Annotated in this window: 14 protein-coding genes; 11 read left to right on the top strand and 3 right to left on the bottom strand. The window is 57.3% G+C overall.

Annotation, left to right across the window (positions count from 1 at the left end):
- Nucleotides 1-15: 15 nt before the first annotated feature.
- The 11 genes from HWX89_RS14615 (at nt 16) to HWX89_RS14665 (ending at nt 15,743) form a co-directional block, all read left to right on the top strand.
- A complete protein-coding gene (locus HWX89_RS14615) occupies nt 16-1,140 on the top strand; it encodes a TIGR03364 family FAD-dependent oxidoreductase (RefSeq protein ID WP_138791443.1) in 1,125 nt (374 codons plus the stop codon).
- Between the two features lie 10 nt (nt 1,141-1,150).
- Nucleotides 1,151-1,960 carry a phosphonoacetaldehyde hydrolase gene (gene phnX, locus HWX89_RS14620; RefSeq protein ID WP_138791442.1) on the top strand — a complete coding sequence of 270 codons (810 nt, stop codon included), beginning with the start codon at nt 1,151-1,153 and terminating at the stop codon, nt 1,958-1,960.
- 190 nt (nt 1,961-2,150) lie between these two features.
- Complete coding sequence (locus HWX89_RS14625) at nt 2,151-2,660, top strand: RNA polymerase sigma factor (RefSeq protein ID WP_138791441.1); 510 nt, start codon at nt 2,151-2,153, stop codon at nt 2,658-2,660.
- A gap of 82 nt (nt 2,661-2,742) precedes the next feature.
- Complete coding sequence (locus tag HWX89_RS14630; RefSeq protein WP_138791440.1) at nt 2,743-3,738, top strand: FecR family protein; 996 nt, start codon at nt 2,743-2,745, stop codon at nt 3,736-3,738.
- A 241-nt stretch (nt 3,739-3,979) separates the two neighbouring features.
- Nucleotides 3,980-6,820, top strand: a complete 2,841-nt coding sequence (locus HWX89_RS14635) for a TonB-dependent receptor (RefSeq protein WP_138791439.1) — start codon at nt 3,980-3,982, stop codon at nt 6,818-6,820.
- A gap of 90 nt (nt 6,821-6,910) precedes the next feature.
- The gene (locus tag HWX89_RS14640) at nt 6,911-7,690 is read left to right on the top strand and encodes a calcium-binding protein (RefSeq protein WP_138791438.1); all 780 of its coding nucleotides are present in this window, start codon (nt 6,911-6,913) and stop codon (nt 7,688-7,690) included.
- A 48-nt stretch (nt 7,691-7,738) separates the two neighbouring features.
- Nucleotides 7,739-9,535, top strand: a complete 1,797-nt coding sequence (locus HWX89_RS14645) for a type I secretion system permease/ATPase (RefSeq protein WP_138791490.1) — start codon at nt 7,739-7,741, stop codon at nt 9,533-9,535.
- Nucleotides 9,522-10,832 (top strand): HlyD family type I secretion periplasmic adaptor subunit, encoded by a 1,311-nt coding sequence (locus HWX89_RS14650; protein ID WP_138791437.1) that lies wholly within the window; start codon nt 9,522-9,524, stop codon nt 10,830-10,832. Before HWX89_RS14645 ends, HWX89_RS14650 begins: the two co-directional genes overlap by 14 nt.
- A gap of 77 nt (nt 10,833-10,909) precedes the next feature.
- Complete coding sequence (locus HWX89_RS14655; RefSeq protein WP_138791436.1) at nt 10,910-11,401, top strand: RrF2 family transcriptional regulator; 492 nt, start codon at nt 10,910-10,912, stop codon at nt 11,399-11,401.
- Between the two features lie 182 nt (nt 11,402-11,583).
- The gene (locus HWX89_RS14660) at nt 11,584-13,278 is read left to right on the top strand and encodes a molecular chaperone HscC (protein ID WP_138791435.1); all 1,695 of its coding nucleotides are present in this window, start codon (nt 11,584-11,586) and stop codon (nt 13,276-13,278) included.
- Entirely contained in the window at nt 13,275-15,743 is a 2,469-nt protein-coding gene (locus tag HWX89_RS14665) for a hypothetical protein (protein WP_138791434.1), read from the top strand. The genes HWX89_RS14660 and HWX89_RS14665 overlap by 4 nt, the downstream gene beginning before the upstream one ends.
- 89 nt (nt 15,744-15,832) lie before the next feature.
- On the opposite strand, the gene HWX89_RS14670 is transcribed toward HWX89_RS14665, so the two are convergent.
- From HWX89_RS14670 to HWX89_RS14680, 3 genes are read right to left on the bottom strand one after another with little or no spacing between them, the layout of a single operon-like run.
- Nucleotides 15,833-17,827, bottom strand: coding sequence for an iron ABC transporter permease (locus HWX89_RS14670; RefSeq protein ID WP_138791433.1), 1,995 nt, complete (start codon nt 17,825-17,827; stop codon nt 15,833-15,835).
- Nucleotides 17,824-18,654 (bottom strand): ABC transporter ATP-binding protein, encoded by an 831-nt coding sequence (locus tag HWX89_RS14675; RefSeq protein WP_138791432.1) that lies wholly within the window; start codon nt 18,652-18,654, stop codon nt 17,824-17,826. The genes HWX89_RS14670 and HWX89_RS14675 overlap by 4 nt, the downstream gene beginning before the upstream one ends.
- A complete protein-coding gene (locus tag HWX89_RS14680) occupies nt 18,651-19,397 on the bottom strand; it encodes an AraC family transcriptional regulator (RefSeq protein WP_138791431.1) in 747 nt (248 codons plus the stop codon). The genes HWX89_RS14675 and HWX89_RS14680 overlap by 4 nt, the downstream gene beginning before the upstream one ends.
- Between the last annotated feature and the right edge of the window lie 242 nt (nt 19,398-19,639).

Here is a 19,639-nt window from a genome sequence, read left to right on the forward strand (position 1 = left end):
GAGAAAGTAAGGATCATGAGCGAACATTTTGATCTTGCCGTGGTGGGCGCCGGCATCATCGGTCTTTCGGTGGCCTTGGCTGCCGTCAAGAAAGGCAAGAAGGTCGTTGTCATCGAGCGCAACGCCAAGGCCATCGGGGCTTCGATCCGCAACTTCGGTTTCATCACCATTTCCGGCCAGAAACAGGGCGATCACTGGGCACGCGCCCGCCGCGCCCGGGATGTCTGGGCCGAGGTGGTGCAGGAGGCCGGCATTGAGGTGCTGCATCGCGGCCTGGTCATGCCCGCCTATCGTCAGGAGGCCGAGGCGGTGCTCGATGCTTTCCTGGAGACTGATATGGGATCGGATTGCCGACGGATTTCTGCGGCGGAAGCTCTCGAGCATGTACCGTCGATCAGGGCCGAAGGCATGCGCGGCGCTCTCTACAGCCCGCACGAGATCAGGGTTGAATCGCGCGAGGCGATCCCGAAGATTGCCGCCTGGCTTGAAGCCCGCCATGGTGTGACGTTCCATTGGAATACAGCGGTCAATGCGGTGGACGGTACGACTGTGTCGACCAGCCGTGGCGTGATCGAGGCGGAAGCCTGCGTTGTCTGCCCCGGCGACGACTTCTCCACGCTCTTCCCCGATCGTATTGCCCCGTACAAGCTCCGCGTCTGCACGTTGCAGATGCTGCGCGTGATGCCCGCCAAACCGATCAAGTTCGATGCTGCCGTCATGTCCGATCTGAGCTTCGGCCGTTATGAGGGGTTTGCCGATCTGCCGGTGGCCAAAGCGCTGTGCGACCGGCTGGATGCGGAGCTTTCCGAAATGCGCCGCGAAGGCATCCATCTGATCGCCGTCAGGTCGGCGGACGGTTCACTGGTCGTCGGAGATAGCCATGTGTACGGCAATGCGCAGGAACCCTTTGCGCAGGATCGCATCGATACGCTGATCATGGAAGCCTTCGATCAGATATTCGATCTGCCGGGACGCGAAATCATCGGCCGCTGGTGCGGCAGTTATGCCTCGGCAAGCGATCGGGTCGTCATGGTCGACGAACCCGCCGACAATATCCGCCTTGTCATGGTCACGGGCGGCACCGGCGCATCCACAGGCTTCGCACTGGGCGAGCAGGTCATCAATTCTCTCTACGCATAGGATGAGGCACATGGCACATCTCAAGGCAGTCGTGTTCGATTGGGCGGGCACGGTCATCGATTTCGGTTCATTCGCGCCAATGGGCGTTTTCGTCGAGGCGTTCTCCCGCTTCGGCATAGAGGTTTCGATTGCCGAGGCCCGCGAGCCAATGGGCAGACCGAAATGGGATCATATCGAAGCGATGATGGCGCAGCCGCGCATCAAAGCCGCATGGCAGGATAAGCACGGTCATGCGCCGACGCGGGACGATATTCAGGCTGTCTATGATGTCTTCGTGCCGTTGAACGAGGAGGTTGTCGATCAATATGCCGATCTCGTGCCCGGTGCCGCAGACATGGCAAAGGGGCTGCGTGAGCGTGGCCTGAAGATCGGCTCGACCACCGGCTATACCCGCTCCATCATGGCCCGTGTTCTCCCACTGGCGAAAGCGCAGGGTTACGAGGCGGATAATCTCGTCTGCGCCGGCGATCTGCCGCATGGACGTCCGACACCAATGAACATGTACAAGTGCTTCCTCGATCTCGACGTTTGGCCTGCAAGTGCCGTGGTCAAGGTCGACGACACCGGTGTCGGAATTGATGAGGGGCGCGAGGCGGGCACGTGGACGGTCGGCCTGTCACTCAGCGGCAATGAGGCCGGTGTGACGCCGCAGGAACTGGCGGCATTGAGTGTTTCAGAAAAGGAAGCACTGCGCGAAAAGGCATCTGGCGTCCTGCGCAAGCATCGCCCCGATTACATCATCGATACGGTGGCAGACCTTCAGCCAGTGCTCGATGATATCGAGCAGCGCATGAAAAACGGAGAACGTCCCGGCCTCTGATCCGGGAGGCTGTAGCGCTTTTTACAAACAACACCCGCCCGATCCAGGCGGGACGTTGGCCGGCGGGAGCGGCAATTGCTGCCTCGTGACCATGACCAATCCGTGATTGCAGAGCCCGTAAATTTACCTTGTAATACTTGACTAGAATAGTTAGGTATTCGCCGGATTGGTCCTGGTGGGGCGGGGGCAAATGGGCATTCATGATGACGATAAGCGCTATGCGATCTACAGGGCACACCGTGCCGACCTGGTGAAATTCGCAACGCCGATTGCCGGTTCGCGCGAAGAGGCAGAGGATATCGTTCAGGAAGCCTTTGTGCGCTTTACGCCCGGGCATGCCGCAAACGCGATTTTGCCGCGCGCCTATCTGACCCGGATCGTCCGTAACCTTGCTCTCAATCTGCGCAAGCGCAAAACGCTCGAGAAGCGTCATGTGCAGGATGACGTCCCTTATTGGGGCGTGCCGCAGGCCGTCCAAACCCCAGAGCAACATATGCTTTACGAGGATCAGGTGAAGCGAGTGGCGTTCATTCTGTCGCAAATGCCCGATCAGAGCCGTATTGCGGTGGAGATGCACCGCTTCGACGGCTGCACGATGGAAGAGATTGCCGAACGCCTCGGGACGTCCGTCAGCAGCGTGCATCGGCTGTTGCGTAGCGCCATGGCGGAACTGACATCCCGCCTGAACGAAAGAAGCTGAAAAAAAAACCTCGTGCGATTGTCTTGATTATAAACATCGCCAATAACGGCTCGATTCAGGACTGAAACAGGCCCTTCTGACAATGACCTCGGAACGCGACACATCACAGCAGCCGCCGCTCTCTGTCAGGGAGGAAGCGGCAGATTGGTTTCTTCTGCTGCAGCAGAAGCCTGACGATCAGGTGCTGCACGCACGGTTCGGCATCTGGTTGTCGCAATCGGATGCGCACCGTCTGGCGTGGCGCGAAACAAATTCGATGTGGCAGGCGCTGGGCGATGCGTCCGGTCACTACAGGCGTCTGTCTTCTCCTTCAGATCAGGCATCCGCTCTCTCGTCACCCGTCGTAGCCAGCAGAGGCCACAAGCGGCGCTGGGTCGCGGCCGCCTCGGCCGGTGCACTGTCGCTCTGTTTGAGCTGGTTCGCCCTGCCGACGGTGATGCTGCATGTTCAGGCTGATCACATCACCACGACGGCCGAAAGCCGGGCGGTCACTCTGGAAGATGGCAGCACGGTTGTTCTTGCCGCCGACAGCGCCATCAAATCCCGGTTCTCCGATGGCCGTCGCGAAATCACCCTGCTTGCAGGCGAAGCCTTTTTCGATGTCCAGCGGGATGTTTCACGCCCTTTCATCGTTGATGCCGAAGGTGTGAAGGTCGAGGTCCTCGGCACCGTTTTCGATGTGCGGATGACTTCTGAGACGACGAATGTCGCCCTGGCGAAAGGGCAGGTCCGGGCGTCATCGGGTAACAACACCAATATTCTCGCGCCTGGAGAAATCGTCAGCATCGATCGCAAGACCGGCGCCATGACGAAAGATGCGATCGGCATCGAGGATATCGGCTCATGGCGCGAAGGCCGCCTTTATGTGACGGATGTATCGATCGGTTCGGTCATAGAGTTGCTGCGGCGGTATCATCCGGCCTGGATTGCGGTTGCCGACCCTGGCCTCGCGGCTGAAAAGGTCACCGGTATCTATGATCTGACCCATCCGGACCAGGCGTTACGGGCGCTGGTTGATCCGCATGGGGGCAAGGTGCGCGCCGTCTCGTCCGCCTTGAGGGTCGTCAGCCGTTATTGACCTGAGAATGCTTCCAGCCAGCGAAAGGCGGGAGACATGTCTGGAAATCCTTTGGAAACATAGGGATACACTGCTTACGGTCACTAGGAAGAATGACTGAAGTCAAAAACATGAAAATAAAAATCATGTTTTTTGGAAAAACTTGAGTGAAAACTGAAAATTTTCTGTCGCGGCGTTGTCTTTAGGTCCGAGAGGGTGCGGAAGACGAAACCGCCTCCGCATCAGGAGAGACAGAAAAGACATGACGTTCGGGACAATGAACCGCCTTACCGGCAGAATGAATCGGCCGGCCAAGACATTTAGATACAATCTATTACTGACGACGACAGCCATTTCGCTTCTCTGTGCCGTTTCGGACAGCGTTGCCCAAAGCGCACCGCCGGCTCAAAACGAGGCCGCTGCAACACGTGGCGTGGCGCGGGCGTTCAACATTCCAGCCCAGCCGCTTGCCGGTGCGCTCAGCGCTTTCAGCCGCCAGTCCGGCCTTCAGGTGACGCAGGCTGCAGGCACGGCGCGTGGTGTCAGCGGCAATGCCGTTATCGGCAGCTTCACGCCCGATCAAGCGCTGGCGAGACTGCTGAGCGGCACCGGCATCAATTATCGCATCAGCGGCGACAATGCCGCCGTGATTGGCGAAAGTGCGGGCTCTTCCGCTGCCGCCGCTGCGTCGGGCGATGGCTCGACGGTGCTCGATACGATCACCGTGGTTGGTCGAGGCGACCGGAATGCAGCCACCGGGTCCGGTTTTCAGGGTACACCGGACTGGGTTTATGAGGCGCCCGCAAGCGTCAGCGTGGTTTCGCGGGAAGCCATCCAGAACAGTGGCGCGCGCAATGCGCGCGACTTGCTAGACAATGTCGCAGGTGTCTATGCCAATAGATCCGAGGGCCAGAACCCCGGCATCTCGGTGAACGTGCGCGGTCTGCAGGACCAGAACCGTGTCATCACGTCCATCGACGGCGTCCGGCAGAATTTTCAGCGCAGCGGTCATGGCTCCAGCAGTCTGGTTTATGTCGATCCGGCCCTGTTGCGCACCATCGATATCGAGAAAAGCGGTAACGCGCGTGCAGGCAGTGCCGGTGCGCTTGCCGGTGTCGTCAATTTCCGCACTCTCGAGGCCGGCGATGTGATCAAGTCCGGCGAGACGATGGGCGGCTTCCTCGACATTGGTACGGGAACAAACGCCCATAATTTCGAAGGGTCTGCTGCTGGCGCAATGCAGTTTTCGGACAGCTTCTCTTTTCTGGGGGCGGCCAGTCTCAAGCGTTTCGGCGAATATGATCCGGGCAAGAACGGTGAGCTGAAGCTGTTTAACGACTATTTCGCGCAATATTTCACCCGCACGCTGAACAGCAACAATGCGCTGGTCTTCACCGGTTCGGAATCGGCTTCCGGTCTTGCCAAGTTCGAAATGCAGCCGCTCGACGACCTGTCGGTCACCGCAAGCTGGCTGCATCATCGCTCGACATCTTCGCAAGGCTATTATCTGCCCGAAGGCGTGGAAGAAATCGATGTCCAGGCAACGGACCAGACCGTTATCAACGACACCGTCTCGCTCACCGGTCATTGGGACCCGGACAGCGACCTGATCGACCTGAAGGCGCAATTGTCGTTCAACAGGCTGGACAACAAGGAAACCCGCGGCTCCGCCAGCCGCATGGGTACGACATACGAAGATGCCGTCAATTACCGTATGGAAACATGGGGCGGCAGCATCGAGAACACCAGCCTTTTCACGTTGCCTGTCGGTGAATTGTCTCTGAACTACGGCGTCGAGGCCTTCCATGACAAGGCAAAGACGACCGGCGCCTCCATGATGGACGAGCTGAACGTCATCGACTACAGCTTCGGTTACAAGGGCACAAATCCAACCGGTTCACGTACTGTTGCCAGCAGTTTTACCAGCGCCACGCTGGAACACGATGATTGGCTGGAGGTTACCGCAGGTCTCAGATACGACCATTACAACATGTCCGGTTCGACGACCGTGCATTCGCCTCTGCGCTGGCGTGCAGTTCCACAGGCCCCTGTTGCCATCTCGGTTCCAGGTGCTTGCTTTACCTATCCAGCGTCCGTTTTGGCTGTTCCTTCTTTCATGACATACATCAACTCTCAGGTTGCGACCGGCGCAACGTGGGATCTGGCAAGTCGTACCCTATGCGCTGTACCCACAATCAAATATGTGCCGCAAGCCGATCTTCAGGTACCCTACATCGAGAGCACCGAGATCAATGTCGACAGGTCCGAAGGTGCCTGGCTGCCGAGCGCGACGATTGCTGTAAAGCCGTTTGAGTGGCTGCAGCCCTTTGTCAGCTACAGCAAGACTTTCCGTCCTCCGACCATCATGGAAAGCCTGTTCGCTGGCGGTCACCCCATGGCACCGCCCGGAGCCTACGCGCCCAATTCCTCATTGATTGCCGAGCGCGGTGAGACATGGGAAATCGGCGCAAACATCCGCCAGGACGGCGTATTCAACGACTATGACACATTTCGCATGAAGGTCGTCGCCTTCAATCGCGACATTGACAACTACATCACCATGGGGCGCGTCGATCGTTCGGATTTCGCCACCGGAACCGGCAGCGTTGCGACCTATAGCTATGGCAGCTTCGTAAACCTTGTCGGCACAACCAAGATGCGCGGCGTCGAAATTGAAGGCAGCTACGATGCCGGAGATTATTATATCGGCGGTTCCTACACCCATCTGAAAGCCGATTACGCCAGCGAGTATCTCTATAATGGCAAGGTCGATTATGCTTATGCCGGTATGGTGTTCGAACCGCCACGCTACAAGATCACGCTGGATGGCGGATTGCGTTTCTTTGATGAGAGGCTGGTGCTCGGCGCACGTGCCAACATTGTTGGCGATAGCAAACCGGCATTTGGCTATCTCTCCAACACCTTTGTCACGGACAAATATACCGTCTTCGACATTTATGGGTCTTATGACATCAGCGAAAATGCCAAGCTTCGCTTCACGGTGAAAAACGTTGCCGACAAGGCCTATGTGCCGGCCCTTGGTTACTCCGCCCTTCCGGCGCCCGGACGGACCTTCTCGGCGTCTCTCAATTTCACATTTTGACAGTTTCGCGCGCAGCCAGCGCTACGCGCATCCCCAGGTTCGTCAAGGACGGACATCAATGGAAAACAAGCCAACCCAAGGAGACATCCCATGGCTGTTACGATCCAGCAAACTGCAGCAAGCTCTGACCTGCTCAACTACCTCGACAACGTGTGGAAGGCTGACCAGCTCTACCGTGGTCACGGTGACTTCAGCCCGGCACCGGCAGGCAGCAGCGGAAGCTATGACCAGTGGATTGCTGGCAACTCCGGCACATCGCAGTCGGCTCTTCTGATGCAGGGTGATTTCGGTTACGCGCCTCCCGGCGGTTTTACCGGTACCGTCAGCAGCCTGACCTTCGGTGACAATCTTTCCGGCAACGCCGCTTCCAATTGGTCGCTTGGCAACGCTGAACTCACCGTGACAGGCATCGTGTCCAACACGACATTCGCAACCGCAATCTATGTGGCTTCGAACTACGGTACGACCGATTCCCAGACCGTTGGCACCCGCACGCTCGGCGGCTTCAAAGCCTACTTTGCCGAGCAGGGCACCAACCAGCTCGGTACATCCGGCAATGACAAGCAGTACAGCTTTGCCGGAAGCGACACCTTTACGGGTGGCCTTGGAGACGACACATTTGTGTTCGGCAGCAATTGGGGCAGCGATATCATCACCGATTTCGGCGATGTCGCAGGCAACAACGACATCATCGACCTGACGGCGATCGCAGGTATCACTGACATCAACGACCTCCTGTACAATCACACCAACTTCGCTGATGGCGCAGGCGTTCTGACGATCTTCGACGGTGCGAACACCATCCAGGTCAACGGTTACGTTGGAACGGACATCTTCACGCTCGCCAGCAACGGCAGCATACTGGTCTAAGAAATAGCTGTCGTGTTTCGAACCTCACAGCAGACGCCGTCGCAGCCTATGGCTGCGGCGGGGGTCTCCACCCTTAGACCAGCGGTCGTTTGCATAGCCCTGATGAGTGGTGTGGTCAACATTCTGGCCCTGACCTCTCCTCTCTTCATGCTCCAGGTCTACGATCGCGTCCTGTCCAGCCGAAGCGTTTCGACGCTTGTCGGTCTCGCCGTTCTCGCGGCGGGCCTTTATGCATTTCAGGCCCTGCTCGACATCATTCGCGCGCGAATTCTGCTGCGGATCGGCGACAGCGTCGACCACGCGCTTTCCGCCCGCGTGCACGACGCCATCATACGCCTTCCCCTCTTGTCGCGGATGCAGGGTGACGGTTTGCAGCCACTTCGCGATCTCGACAATGTCCGTGGGTTTCTCTCAAGTCCCGGACCCACCGCGCTTTTCGATCTGCCCTGGATGCCCCTCTATCTCGGCATCTGCTTCCTTTTCCATTTCTGGATCGGCGTGACTGCCCTGGTGGGCGCAATCATTCTGGTCTCGTTGACGATCATCACAAATTCGCTGTCCCGCAAGCCCGCGCAGGACGCCATACGCCACGGAATAAACCGCAATGCGCTGATGGAAGCTAGCCGTCGCAATGCCGAGGTTGTTCAGGCCATGGGCCTGTCGAAGCGTCTTTCCGCCCGCTGGCAGCGCGCTAATGCCGATTACCTCAACGCCAATCGAATCAGTGGCGATGTCGCCGGAAACCTCGGCGGCGTGGCGAAGGCCCTGCGCATCGTGCTGCAATCCGCCATTCTGGGCGTCGGCGCCTGGCTCGTGATCGAGCAGGAGGCATCCGGTGGCGTCATGATCGCCAGTTCGATCATGATGGGACGCGCCCTTGCACCTGTCGATCTCGCCATTGCAAGCTGGAAACCGCTCATCATGGCGCGGCAAAGCTGGACACGGCTTCAGGAGCTTCTGGTCAGGGTTCCGGAAAAAGCCGACGTATTGCCGCTGCCGAAGCCCCAAAAGGAGTTGCGGGTCGAAAACGTTGCCATTGTGCCACCGGGTGAAAAGCAGGCGACCGTCGCGGGTGTCGGCTTCACGGTGGCGGCGGGCAATGCTGTCGGCATTATCGGCGCATCTGGATCGGGCAAATCGACGCTGGCACGTGCGCTTGTCGGGGCATGGCTACCCGCGCAGGGCAAGATCCGCTTCGATGGCGCCAGCCTGCAACAATGGGACGTGGAAGAACTCGGCCGTCATATCGGCTATCTTTCCCAAGGCGTCGAACTTTTCGATGGCACGATTTCCGAAAACATCGCCCGCTTCGAAGAGAACCTCGATGCCGAAAAAATCGTTGCCGCAGCGAAAATGGCTGGTGCGCACGAACTGATCCTGCGCTTTGAAAACGGCTATGAAACGCGCATCGGCGAGGGTGGCTCTGCGCTTTCGGCTGGCCAGAGGCAACGGATCGGCCTTGCCCGCGCACTCTATGACGACCCCTTTATTGTCGTGATGGACGAGCCGAACGCCAATCTCGACGCCGAGGGCGAAATGGCCGTTGTGCGCGCCATTGAGTCTGTAAAGGCGAGAAACGGCATTGCCATCGTTATCGCACACCGTCCAAGCGCCATCGGTGTCGTCGATCTCGTGGGCGTGATGGAAGGCGGGCGGATGAAGGCCTTCGGTCCGCGAGACGAAGTCCTGTCAAAGGTACTTCGCAATCCGCAGTCGGCCGCGCCGGTGCCTGTCACGGCAACGATGGCGCCTGTCACGTCCCGTTCCGTCAATCCGCTCCGTGTCGTGGCAAACCCGGTGCCGGCAAACCAGCAGCAAGAGGACGTCGCAGATGCCGAACGCTGAAGCACTTACCACCCATCGTTCGATCCGGCGCCATCTGACGGCCGGTGTCATTGTCAGCGTTGCGCTGGTTGCCGGCGCAGGCGGTTGGGCGGCGGCAACCGATCTTGCTGGGGCGGTTGTCGCCAGCGGGCATTTCGTCGTCGATAGCTACGTCAAGAAGATCCAGCATCCGACAGGCGGCGTTGTCGGTGAAATCTTGGTGCGCGAAGGCGAGAAGGTCGAAGCGGGACAGGTCCTTCTGCGTCTCGATGAAACGCAGACCAAGGCCAATCTTGCCATTGTCACCAAACGCCTGAACGAACTGTCGGCCCGTATGGCCAGGCTTGAAGCAGAGCGGGACGATCTTGCCGCCATCGTCTTTCCCGAGGACCTGCTGAGCGCTGGCAACGATCTCGACGCGCAAGCGGCCGTTCGCAGCGAAAAACGCCTGTTTGAAGCGCGCCGTGATGCCAGAGAAGGCAAAAAGGCGCAGCTTCTCGAGCGTATTTCGCAATATGAGCACGAAGGCGAAGGACTGAAGGCACAACAGATCGCCTATGAGCGCGGTCTTGAGGTTCTGGAACAGGAAATCGTCTCCCTCAGATCACTACGGGAGCAGGGTGCCGTTTCCGTTCAGCGCCTTAACGGGCTTGAAACCCAGGCTGCCACCTTCGGCGGCGAGCGCGGTGAAAAGATCGCCTATCAGGCGCAGGTCGCCGGCCGCATTTCCGAAACCAGACTGCAGATCATTTCGATCGATCAGGATCTGAAAACGGAAGTCGGTCGCGAGCTGCGCGAGATACAGGGGCAGCTTGGCGAATATGTCGAGCGCAAGGTCGCGGCCGAGGACCAACTGAAACGCATCAACATCGTCGCGCCGCAGGCCGGCATGATCCATCAACTCAGCACCCATACCGTGGGGGGCGTCATTTCTCCTGCCGATGTTGTCATGTCCATCGTGCCGGATGCCGATAAGCTGGCACTTGAGGCACAGATTTCGCCGCAGGACATCGATCAGATTGTCGTCGGCCAGAAAGCCATGCTGCGTTTGTCCGCCTTCAATCTGCGCACCACGCCGGAGTTGACCGGGGAGGTGAGCCGGGTGGGCGCCGATCTGACGCAGGATCAGCGCACAGGTATGTCCTATTACCTCGTGCGACTATCGGTACCGGCATCGGAACTCACAAAATTGCAGGATCTGAGCCTGGTGCCGGGTATGCCCGCCGAAGCCTTTATCGCGACAGGCGAGAGAACCGCATTGTCCTATCTGGTCAAACCGCTGTCCGATCAGATCAACCGTGCTTTCCGGGAAGAGTGATCGTGCAGGCCGCCGATTTCGGCGGCGGCATGTCGAGGCGGGGGTGATGGCGGCGAACGCATAAGGGAGGAAGAAAGATGCGACTGAAACGCGAATCCGAAGTGGCGATTGCCATTCTGGCGGCCTGCGCCAATGCCAAAGGCGGGCAGATCCGCACGGTAGAGGCGGCGCGTGCAGCCGGCACGACAGCAAGCTTTGCTGCACAGGTCGTGCCATCTCTGGTTCAGGCCGGGCTCATTGAAGCCCGGCGGGGGCGACGCGGCGGTCTCGCCCTCACCCAACCGGCCGGCGATATCCTGCTCGGCGATGTCATCGCCAGAATGCAGCCCGAACTGATCGCTTCGGCACGGACAGAAGAAAATCTCACTGGTCGCGATCCGACGGCTGAACTCTGCAAAATCGTGATGGGCGCCGACGATGTCATCCGCGCCTATCTCGACCGCTTCTCGATCGCCGACCTCGCCAATAAAAACCGCCCCGGCCCTCTCCAGCAGGATCGCCGCAAAAAAGGAAGCGACCACAAGACGTATTCAGCCAAGACCAGTCTGCCTGATGAGATCTGTCGTTGAGGCCGCATCTCGCTGCAGAGCCGGTCATCGTTGTCTGGGTGCCTTACAGGCCGTGACGTGATGAACAGGTTGGTAACCAAGAACAATTGCGGCTTGCCACGCCTGCCCAATAAAGCTTTTCGAAAAGCTGAACAGACTTTAAAGCCGGATCAAATTCATCCATAAGTTTTAGAGTTTTACACATGGCGCGCGTAGGAATTGATCTCGGAACGTCCAATTCCCTGATTTCGTACTGGAATGGCGATAGTGCAAAGCTTATTCCAAACGCTCTGGGAGATTACCTGACTCCATCCGCCGTCAGTATGGCCGATGATGGCGCGATCATTGTGGGACAGCCAGCACTTGATCGCCTGATAACGCACCCCGAAAGAAGCGTTGCGTCGTTCAAGCGCTGGATGGGAACTGACCATCAGGTAAAACTCAAAGGTAAACAGTGGCGTGCTGAAGAGCTGTCCGCGATAATTCTGAAAAGCCTCAAGGAGGACGCTGAAGCTTTTCTGAATGAGAAAGTGACTGATGTCGTTATCTCTGTGCCAGCCTATTTCAGCGATCCACAACGTAAAGCAACGTTGAATGCTGCTCATTTGGCGGGACTGAATGTATCGCGGCTCATAAACGAGCCTACGGCCGCAGCGCTCGCGCATGGACTGGAAGCCACGGCTGAGGGCCAGTTTTTAGTACTCGATCTTGGCGGGGGCACTTTTGACGTGTCGTTGCTGCATAAGTTTGACGGTGTCATGGAGATCTGCGCGTCGTCAGGGGATTCTTTGCTGGGCGGAAATGATTTCCGCGATGCTTTATCCCGGTTCATCCTAGCCAAACATAAACTGGCTTTCGAGTCACTACAGTCGGCTGAAAAACAGCGAATTCTAAAAGAAGCTACAGCCCTGAAAAAGGTTCTGACGGACCGTGCGGAATGTGAATATCGCATAGAATGGAGGCAAACGCTTCTCGAAGGCAGGCTAATGCGACAGGAGGTGGAGGAGGTTTGGCAGCCACTGATCAGTCGTCTGCGCAAGCCTATAGAACGGGTTATTCGAGATGCGGGTGTCTCGACGTCTTCCATTGACCAGATTGTTTTGGTCGGTGGTGCGTCACGCATGCCGCTCGTAAGAAATCTGGTGACACGCCTGTTCGGTCGCTTTCCGTTAATTCATCCAAAACCGGATCACGCGATCGCCATTGGTGCGGCGATACAGGCGGCTCTTCACGCTCGCGATGGCGCACTCGACGAAATTATCATGACGGATGTGTGCCCATTTACGCTGGGGATTTCGGCGAAAAATGCCGCATACACACTGGAAGAGGCCGTCATGTCGCCGATTATCGAAAGGAATGCGACTGTTCCGCAAAGCCGTGAGCAGTTCTACTCGACGGTTCATGAACGGCAACAAAAAATTGATGTGGCGGTTTATCAGGGCGAAAATTTACGTCCCTCGCAAAATATCCTGATTGGCAGGATCGAAGTTCCCGTGCCCCCTGACAAGGCAGGTCACCAGTCGATTGGTGTCCGATTTACTTATGACGTCAACGGTGCGCTCGAAGTAGAGGTACGGGTGATGTCGACCGGCGAGGCGCACCGCAAGGTGTTCAACAATCAATCAGGCCTGTCTGAAGCAGAACTGGAACGTCGATTTGCGGAGCTGGCCAATATCAAGACTGCACCCCGCGATCAGCAAGAAAACATTGCCATCATTGCTCGTGCAGAGCGTCTTTACGCGGAACACATTGGCGAAAGTAGAGATGAGATATCGGCAATTCTTATGGAATTTCTTTCTAGCCTGAATAGTCAAACGTTGCGAGACGTCGATCAGCTTCGGGCTAGCTTCACCCAGAAATTGAATGCATTCGAAACCGGCTGGAACAGCCCGCTATGACGGCAAGCTGCTGGGCTTTGTTGGAAATCGATCCGACAAACGATGAAGGTATTATTCGCAGGGCTTACGCTCGTAGATTGCGTGACTTCCGGCCGGATGAAGACCCAGTCGGTTTTCAACGGCTGGTTGAAGCACGCACGGCCGCCATCACGCAAGCCAAATGGCAAACCGCTCGCGACGAGGACGCAGGCGCCGCACAACAAGGTGAACATGAAAATGCCAGCCATGCATCTCCCGACGTTCGGGTTCTCGTTGCGGGAGAGGATGGACTTGAGCGAATTGCGCCAGAGACTGGGCATCAACGGAAAGCGGACTATTCGTCTCTATTTGCTCAAGTGTCAGGGGAGGCTTTCGATAACACGAGGGATGCAAAGACGCTCTTCGATTCGCTAGAAGACTTACTCGCTGAATGCCGTGAAAAAAGAACAAAATTACCGAGCGATGCTTTTTGGACGGCCGGTCCTTGGGCCGCCTTTTTCGATCGTGCCGCCAGCGAGTTGGATCTAAATAGCTACGATGCCTTGATCGCAGCTGTTGCTCGAGGAATGTATGGTCTGTTCCCACCGTGTAAGGACCAAGAGTTGAAGCGCTTGGATGACTACGCTGCCGGGCACGGGATTGCGGCCGTCGTTAATGCAATCGAGCGCGCTGTCCAGTTTTCCGAGCGTGGCGATTTTCTGTTCGATGCGTGCGGTGCCGCGTCTGCGCAAATCTATTTCGAATGGGCGGACATTGCGCGTCAGGGTAACGACATTCTGCATCGCAACGCGGTAGGGCGAAAGGCTTACTTCAAAGGAAAAATACCGCTCGTCCCAATCGATGACCAGCCACATGATGTCGGCGAATCCAGTTTCGGGCGATATCATCGAAAAGCGCTTGAAAATGGCCGATGGCCATGGGTTTTCAATCCGTTGAGAGCACTTTGTCCAGCTTATGTCGTCGCCCGGCATATCGACGCAAAAATTGGCCTATCGTTGTTAGTGCTAAGTCTGATGGCAGCAATTCTGCCCCTCGTCTCGCAGACAAGTAACTACATGGTCGCCGGTATAAGTTGTTTGTTATCGGTCGCAGCATTGCGCGTCTGGTTGGCGTTTTGCTCAAAGAAACTTCTACTCAACCGTTTGATCCACAGAGTTATTGGTGTTGACCGCAAGAAGATATGGAGCAGGACAACGCGGTATGCTGAAATCAATGCGCAAATACCGAAGAGATTGGACGTGTTAGGCGCTCTGTTAACAATGATCGAATTCGGATCGCTTCTCTTCGCTCTGTTGTTCGTTGGTATCCAAGCGGCCCATATATGGGAGGTTAGGCACCTGTATGCCGAGCCAGCCGAACAAATCATCGTTGATACAGTTGTTCCGGTGCTGGAGGGACCTGCACACGGCTTTGGACTGGAATATTCAAGATTTTTCGAATTTTTTTCAAGTATCCAATCAGACCGTTCCGAGGGCGTTCCTCTACGTTCACTTGGCGTCAACACGACTGCTGGAGGGTTGTCGAACAAACTCTGGCTACCCAGAATCTTTATGACAAACGAAGGTGTTCTTACCAAACTGAACACATCATCGATTGAGTTATACAGTCGACAAAACAGAGCCGGCGGCCCCGTTTCAATCAAACTCTGGTGGAATGAGCAGCGTGATGAGAAACTAAGAGCTTTGTCGTTATTGTATCGTGCCGGGGATCCGGCATTGCGGGTCTCCATCGAGGAGATGTTGTTACAATTTTCCGCGTTAATACATAGGCCTCTTGATGATCAGACTGCGCTAACGCAGCAGTTGCTTTGGAAAGTGATGCCTCCTCGAGACCAATCAAGCCTCTCCGAAGCTGATGAAGACATGTTTCAAGCGATAGTTTTGAGACATTTCATGGGACAAGTCAGTAACCCAATAGAGAGGGCGTCAGAGTTAGAACTCTTTTCGCAATTTTATTGGCTGTTAAACGCCAAGGGCGCGGACCTTGTGGAGTCTCTTGCTCTCCGGAAATATTCACTGGTTGCTGAGATCAATGTGCAGAGTTTGGAATATGGAAATCTGCCATCCGATCGACTTTTGAAAAACCTTCTTCAAAGTTGGCTTCGTGATCCTGCAAGCCATGTAGTTTTCCCAAGCCGACGCCAATCCTCGTTCCAGCAATTTGAGCCCTCCGAAATCATCAAATTTCCAAATATTGAAGTATCAATAGCTCGGCGGGCTTTCTTTGAGATAGCTTCATCATTGTTGAACGAAACAAGTCCTGCACGTGTTCGAGAGTTCCTGACTTTCTCCCTGGGTCGGGTTCCACTAGAGCTTCACCCGGACGATGCTAATTTCTGGACGACCGCTGCGGTAAATTTTATCAGCACGATTAGCCGTTCTGGTGAGCTGGATTTCCCAATGCGCACTTATTTGCGCAATAGCAATGAAGAGGTGGAAATCCTTGTGCTACAACTTATGGCACGCGCCTTTCAACGTCCGAAATGATGCTGAAGGTGCATCTGCGTGATCGACGCTGTCGGATTTTAAATCCCGTCCGATATCTGGTTGCGATAAAGCATGTTGCTGGAATCAGATCACGTCTGGTTCGAAGCAGCTCTCAGCGTTCTCGGGCGCAGCAGGATCAGGAAAATCGGTGCACCGATTACTGCTGTGACGATGCCTGCGGGGAGTTCGAGGGGGGCGATGATGCTGCGTCCGATAAGATCGGCAAATACCATCAACACGCCACCGACCACCATGGCAACGGGCAGGCACCGGGCATGGCGTGGCCCGGCGAGGAGGCGTGCGGCGTGCGGAGAGAGCAGGCCGACAAAGCTGACCGCACCGATGGAGGAGACGGCAACACCAACCGCGCAAGCCGCATAAAAGATCGCCCAGCCTCTCGCTTTATCGGTCGGCAGGCCCAGTGATCGTGCCGTGTCATCGCCGAGCGCCAGCGTGTCCAGATGACGGCTGCAGACGATGCCCACGGTGATCAGAAAAGCGAGCCAGGGCAAAAGTGAGAGCGCATCGGCGTTGCCGCGACCGTGGGTGGAACCCGCCAGCCACGACAAGGCTTCTGCGGTTTGCAGCCGCGCTTCGACAACGATGATGGTTGCTGCCGCGCCGAAACTTGCTGCTATGGCAACCCCGGCCAGGATCAGCCGGTCGGGTGAATTCTTTGGCCCGAACAATCGCAGAAGAAAGATGGCTGCAAAGGCACCGCCAAGTGTGACACACTGAAACAGAAACGTGCCGGGTACAAAGCCGGAAAGAAGCCCGACAAGGCTGAACAAGGCCGCTGCCTGTGTGAGGCCAAGCGTTTCGGGGCCGCAAAGCGGATTGCGGGTCACGGCCTGTAAAACGGTGCCGGCTGTCGCCAGCAACGCGCCGCAGGCTAAGGCGACCAGCAGGCGCGGAGCCCGAATATCGAGATTTGCGGCGATATCCGCGATCGACAGGGACACGCTGTCGCCGATCATCAGCGCACCGCCCGAGCCAATCAATGCGATTGCCGCCAGAAGACCGATCAACAGTGACATGGAAGGACGATGCAACGCCGATGGTGTTGCTATGCGACGCTCCGCACCAATCCTTGTGGTCCGCAAGAGGAAGAGCATGACGGGTGCGCCAAAGCAGGCAACAACGACACCGGTCGGAATGATAGAGCCGTTACCGGCAAAAAACTGCACGACGACGTCGGCGAACAGCAGGGTGTTTGCGCCCAGGATCATGGCAAGCGGCAGATGATGGCGATGGCGGGTGATGCCGAGTGCACGAAGGATGTTGGGGATCGCAAGGCCGATAAAGCCTATCGGGCCGGCAAGGGTCACGGCTGCACCAGACAACAGCACGCCGGCGAAGATGCCGGACAGTGTCAGCGTTCGCGTCAGACCGAGGCTCGCGGAAACCTGATCGCCCAATCCAAGCAGATCAAGCGGCCGGGCGATGGTCATCAATACCAGGCAGGACAGGAGGATCACTGGAGCTGCGACCACAATCTTTGACCATCCCGTCTGGTCGAGAATGCCTGATGACCAGAGGATGAGACCGGACGCCCGGTCGTCGGCCAGAAGCACGATGGCGGAAGACAGTGCGGCAAAGCAGAGAGAAATGGCAACGCCTGCGAGGGCGAGCCGGCCGGGTGGGGCACGAAAACCACCGGCAAGCGCGATACAGGCCAGCGCACCAGTCAGGCCGCCTCCAGTCGTTGCGATGATCGACGGCACGGCGACTGGCAGCAGCAGTGTGGATATGACCAGCATTAACTGGGCGCCACTGGTGACGGAAAGAATGTCCGGCGCGGCAAGGGGATTTCGAAGCACGCTTTGCAGAACAGACCCCGCTGTCGCCAAGGCGGCACCGGTCAGGATCGCTGCGACCACTCTCGGAGCACGGCTGGTTTCCAGAATGGCCTGGACCAGCGTGTCGGGGCGTGTTGGAAAGGCGATGATGTCATTCCAGCCGATCAGCCTGCTTCCGAGACGCATGTCGAGTGCCGCCAGAAGCAACAACAGCACGACGCTCGTCAGCCAGAGGAGTGGCAATTCGAGAGAGGAAGAGCCGCGTGGCGCCCGCGGCTTTGTCATTCGGCGGGCCTGTATGACGCACCGGCTGCATCGATCCAGTCGATCAGGCAGTAGGTGCGTTCTGCGTCTTTGGGATGCGGGACAAGATTGACCTTGCAGCCGAAGGCCTGCTCCAGGAGATCGGTCTGCAATACCTGCGAGACAGGCCCTATCGCCAGAACCTCTCCCTTTTTCATCAGCACCACGTCATCAGCAATGTCCATGACCTGATTGAGATCATGGAGTACGGCGATGATCGTCAGGCCTTCCGTATGGTTGAGTTCGCGCAGCAATGTCAGCAGTTCAGCCTGATGGCGAATATCGAGGAAGCTCGTCGGTTCATCGAGAAAAAGCACGCGTGGTTGCTGCGCCAGGGCCATGGCCACCCAGGCACGTTGGCGTTCGCCGCCAGACAGGGTCGCAAGCTGGCGTTTGCGCAATTGCTGCAAGTCGACACGCTTGATGGCACTATCGATGATGTCGCGGTCATCCGCCGAGAGCCGGCCTAGCCACGGGCGGTGTGGGTAACGGCCCTGCTCGACGAGTTCCTCGACGGTCAGGCCAACCGGGATTTCTGGGGCCTGTCCCATCACGGCCACTTGCCGGGCGACATCGCGGCGTCTCAGTTCCGAAAGCGGGCGGCCGAGGAGGGTGATCCTGCCGGACGTCGGCTCTTCCAGTCCGGCGAGGCATTTAAGGAGTGTGCTTTTTCCCGACCCGTTCGCACCGCAAATGACGGTAATGCGGCCGGGTTGCGCCTGCATGTCGACATCGCGTACGGCATAGGCCCGATCATAGGCGACACTCAAACCGTGTGCCTCCAGGGCGGGAACAACGGAGGTCGTCAAACGGCAACCTCGCGCATGGCTTTTCGCAGCGAAGACAGGCTGCGATAACCGACATCAGCCGCTGCTTCATCAAGGCGTACACCCTCGGCCTGCTTGCGCATGACATGGGCCATGCGCAATCGGCGTCGCCATTCTGCGAAACTCATGCCGGTTTCAACACGAAATTTTCGGGTCATGGTTCGGCGGCTCATGCCCAGATTGTCTGCCCAATGATCGATGTCGAGGTCGATTGCCGGTGTTTCCGAGAGGTCACGGCACAGTCGCTGCAGCCGCTTGTCGCTTGGCATTGGCAGCGCAAAAGGGCCCTCCTGCGCGTTGGCAATCTCTTCGAGGATCAGAGCTGCCAGATGTCCGCCGCGACCGTTTTCATCGTAAAGCGTCGGTTGTTCGAGAAACGCGCCGACCGTTGCAGACAGAAGAACGGATGTGGAGATGACACGCGTCGGTTCCCAGCGCAAAGTCAGGCCCGGCTCCGGTTCGATGTAAAGGGATTGCATGGAGACACGTCCATGCGATCGCACCGCATGAGGAATATCCGGCGTGATGAGCAGGCCATAGCCGCTCGGGATGATGAACGAAGTGTCGGGCGTACGGGCGGTCATGAAGCCGTCGACAATTTGCAGCAATTGGCCCCGGCGGTGACTGTGCCAGCCGAAATCGACGCTCTTTTCGTAAACACGCGCCATGGCAGCCACGGGACGCGGCACGTTTTGAAGGTCGACGGCCTTCTGCGGCTGTTTCATTTCGTCTCCAAGTGCGACGGGATACCATGACGACAACGTTCGGCACTGCGCGCGAGCAATAGACGCAGGCTTTGAATTTTTCAAAAGGAAAAGATGGCCTGATTGGCGCAGAATCAGCGATAAGGATCAAATGGGTCAATTTGTGGCCCGATTGCGATCCATTTTGACCTGACAATGGTGATAAAAAAAGTCTACTTAAGCGGCCGAAAGCGGCGGGATCAAGTGAGGCGGCGGGTAACGCC

Source organism: Rhizobium sp. RM (assembly GCF_013390595.1).
GTDB lineage: Bacteria > Pseudomonadota > Alphaproteobacteria > Rhizobiales > Rhizobiaceae > Agrobacterium.

Bases quoted from the DNA above. Each gene is read 5' to 3' on its own strand.
- HWX89_RS14615 (WP_138791443.1), top strand. From the start codon at position 16: ATGAGCGAACATTTTGATCTTGCCGTGGTGGGCGCCGGCATCATCGGT.
- phnX (WP_138791442.1), top strand. From the start codon at position 1,151: ATGGCACATCTCAAGGCAGTCGTGTTCGATTGGGCGGGCACGGTCATC.
- HWX89_RS14625 (WP_138791441.1), top strand. From the start codon at position 2,151: ATGGGCATTCATGATGACGATAAGCGCTATGCGATCTACAGGGCACAC.
- HWX89_RS14630 (WP_138791440.1), top strand. From the start codon at position 2,743: ATGACCTCGGAACGCGACACATCACAGCAGCCGCCGCTCTCTGTCAGG.
- HWX89_RS14635 (WP_138791439.1), top strand. From the start codon at position 3,980: ATGACGTTCGGGACAATGAACCGCCTTACCGGCAGAATGAATCGGCCG.
- HWX89_RS14640 (WP_138791438.1), top strand. From the start codon at position 6,911: ATGGCTGTTACGATCCAGCAAACTGCAGCAAGCTCTGACCTGCTCAAC.
- HWX89_RS14645 (WP_138791490.1), top strand. From the start codon at position 7,739: ATGGCTGCGGCGGGGGTCTCCACCCTTAGACCAGCGGTCGTTTGCATA.
- HWX89_RS14650 (WP_138791437.1), top strand. From the start codon at position 9,522: ATGCCGAACGCTGAAGCACTTACCACCCATCGTTCGATCCGGCGCCAT.
- HWX89_RS14655 (WP_138791436.1), top strand. From the start codon at position 10,910: ATGCGACTGAAACGCGAATCCGAAGTGGCGATTGCCATTCTGGCGGCC.
- HWX89_RS14660 (WP_138791435.1), top strand. From the start codon at position 11,584: ATGGCGCGCGTAGGAATTGATCTCGGAACGTCCAATTCCCTGATTTCG.
- HWX89_RS14665 (WP_138791434.1), top strand. From the start codon at position 13,275: ATGACGGCAAGCTGCTGGGCTTTGTTGGAAATCGATCCGACAAACGAT.
- HWX89_RS14670 (WP_138791433.1), bottom strand. From the start codon at position 17,827: ATGACAAAGCCGCGGGCGCCACGCGGCTCTTCCTCTCTCGAATTGCCA.
- HWX89_RS14680 (WP_138791431.1), bottom strand. From the start codon at position 19,397: ATGAAACAGCCGCAGAAGGCCGTCGACCTTCAAAACGTGCCGCGTCCC.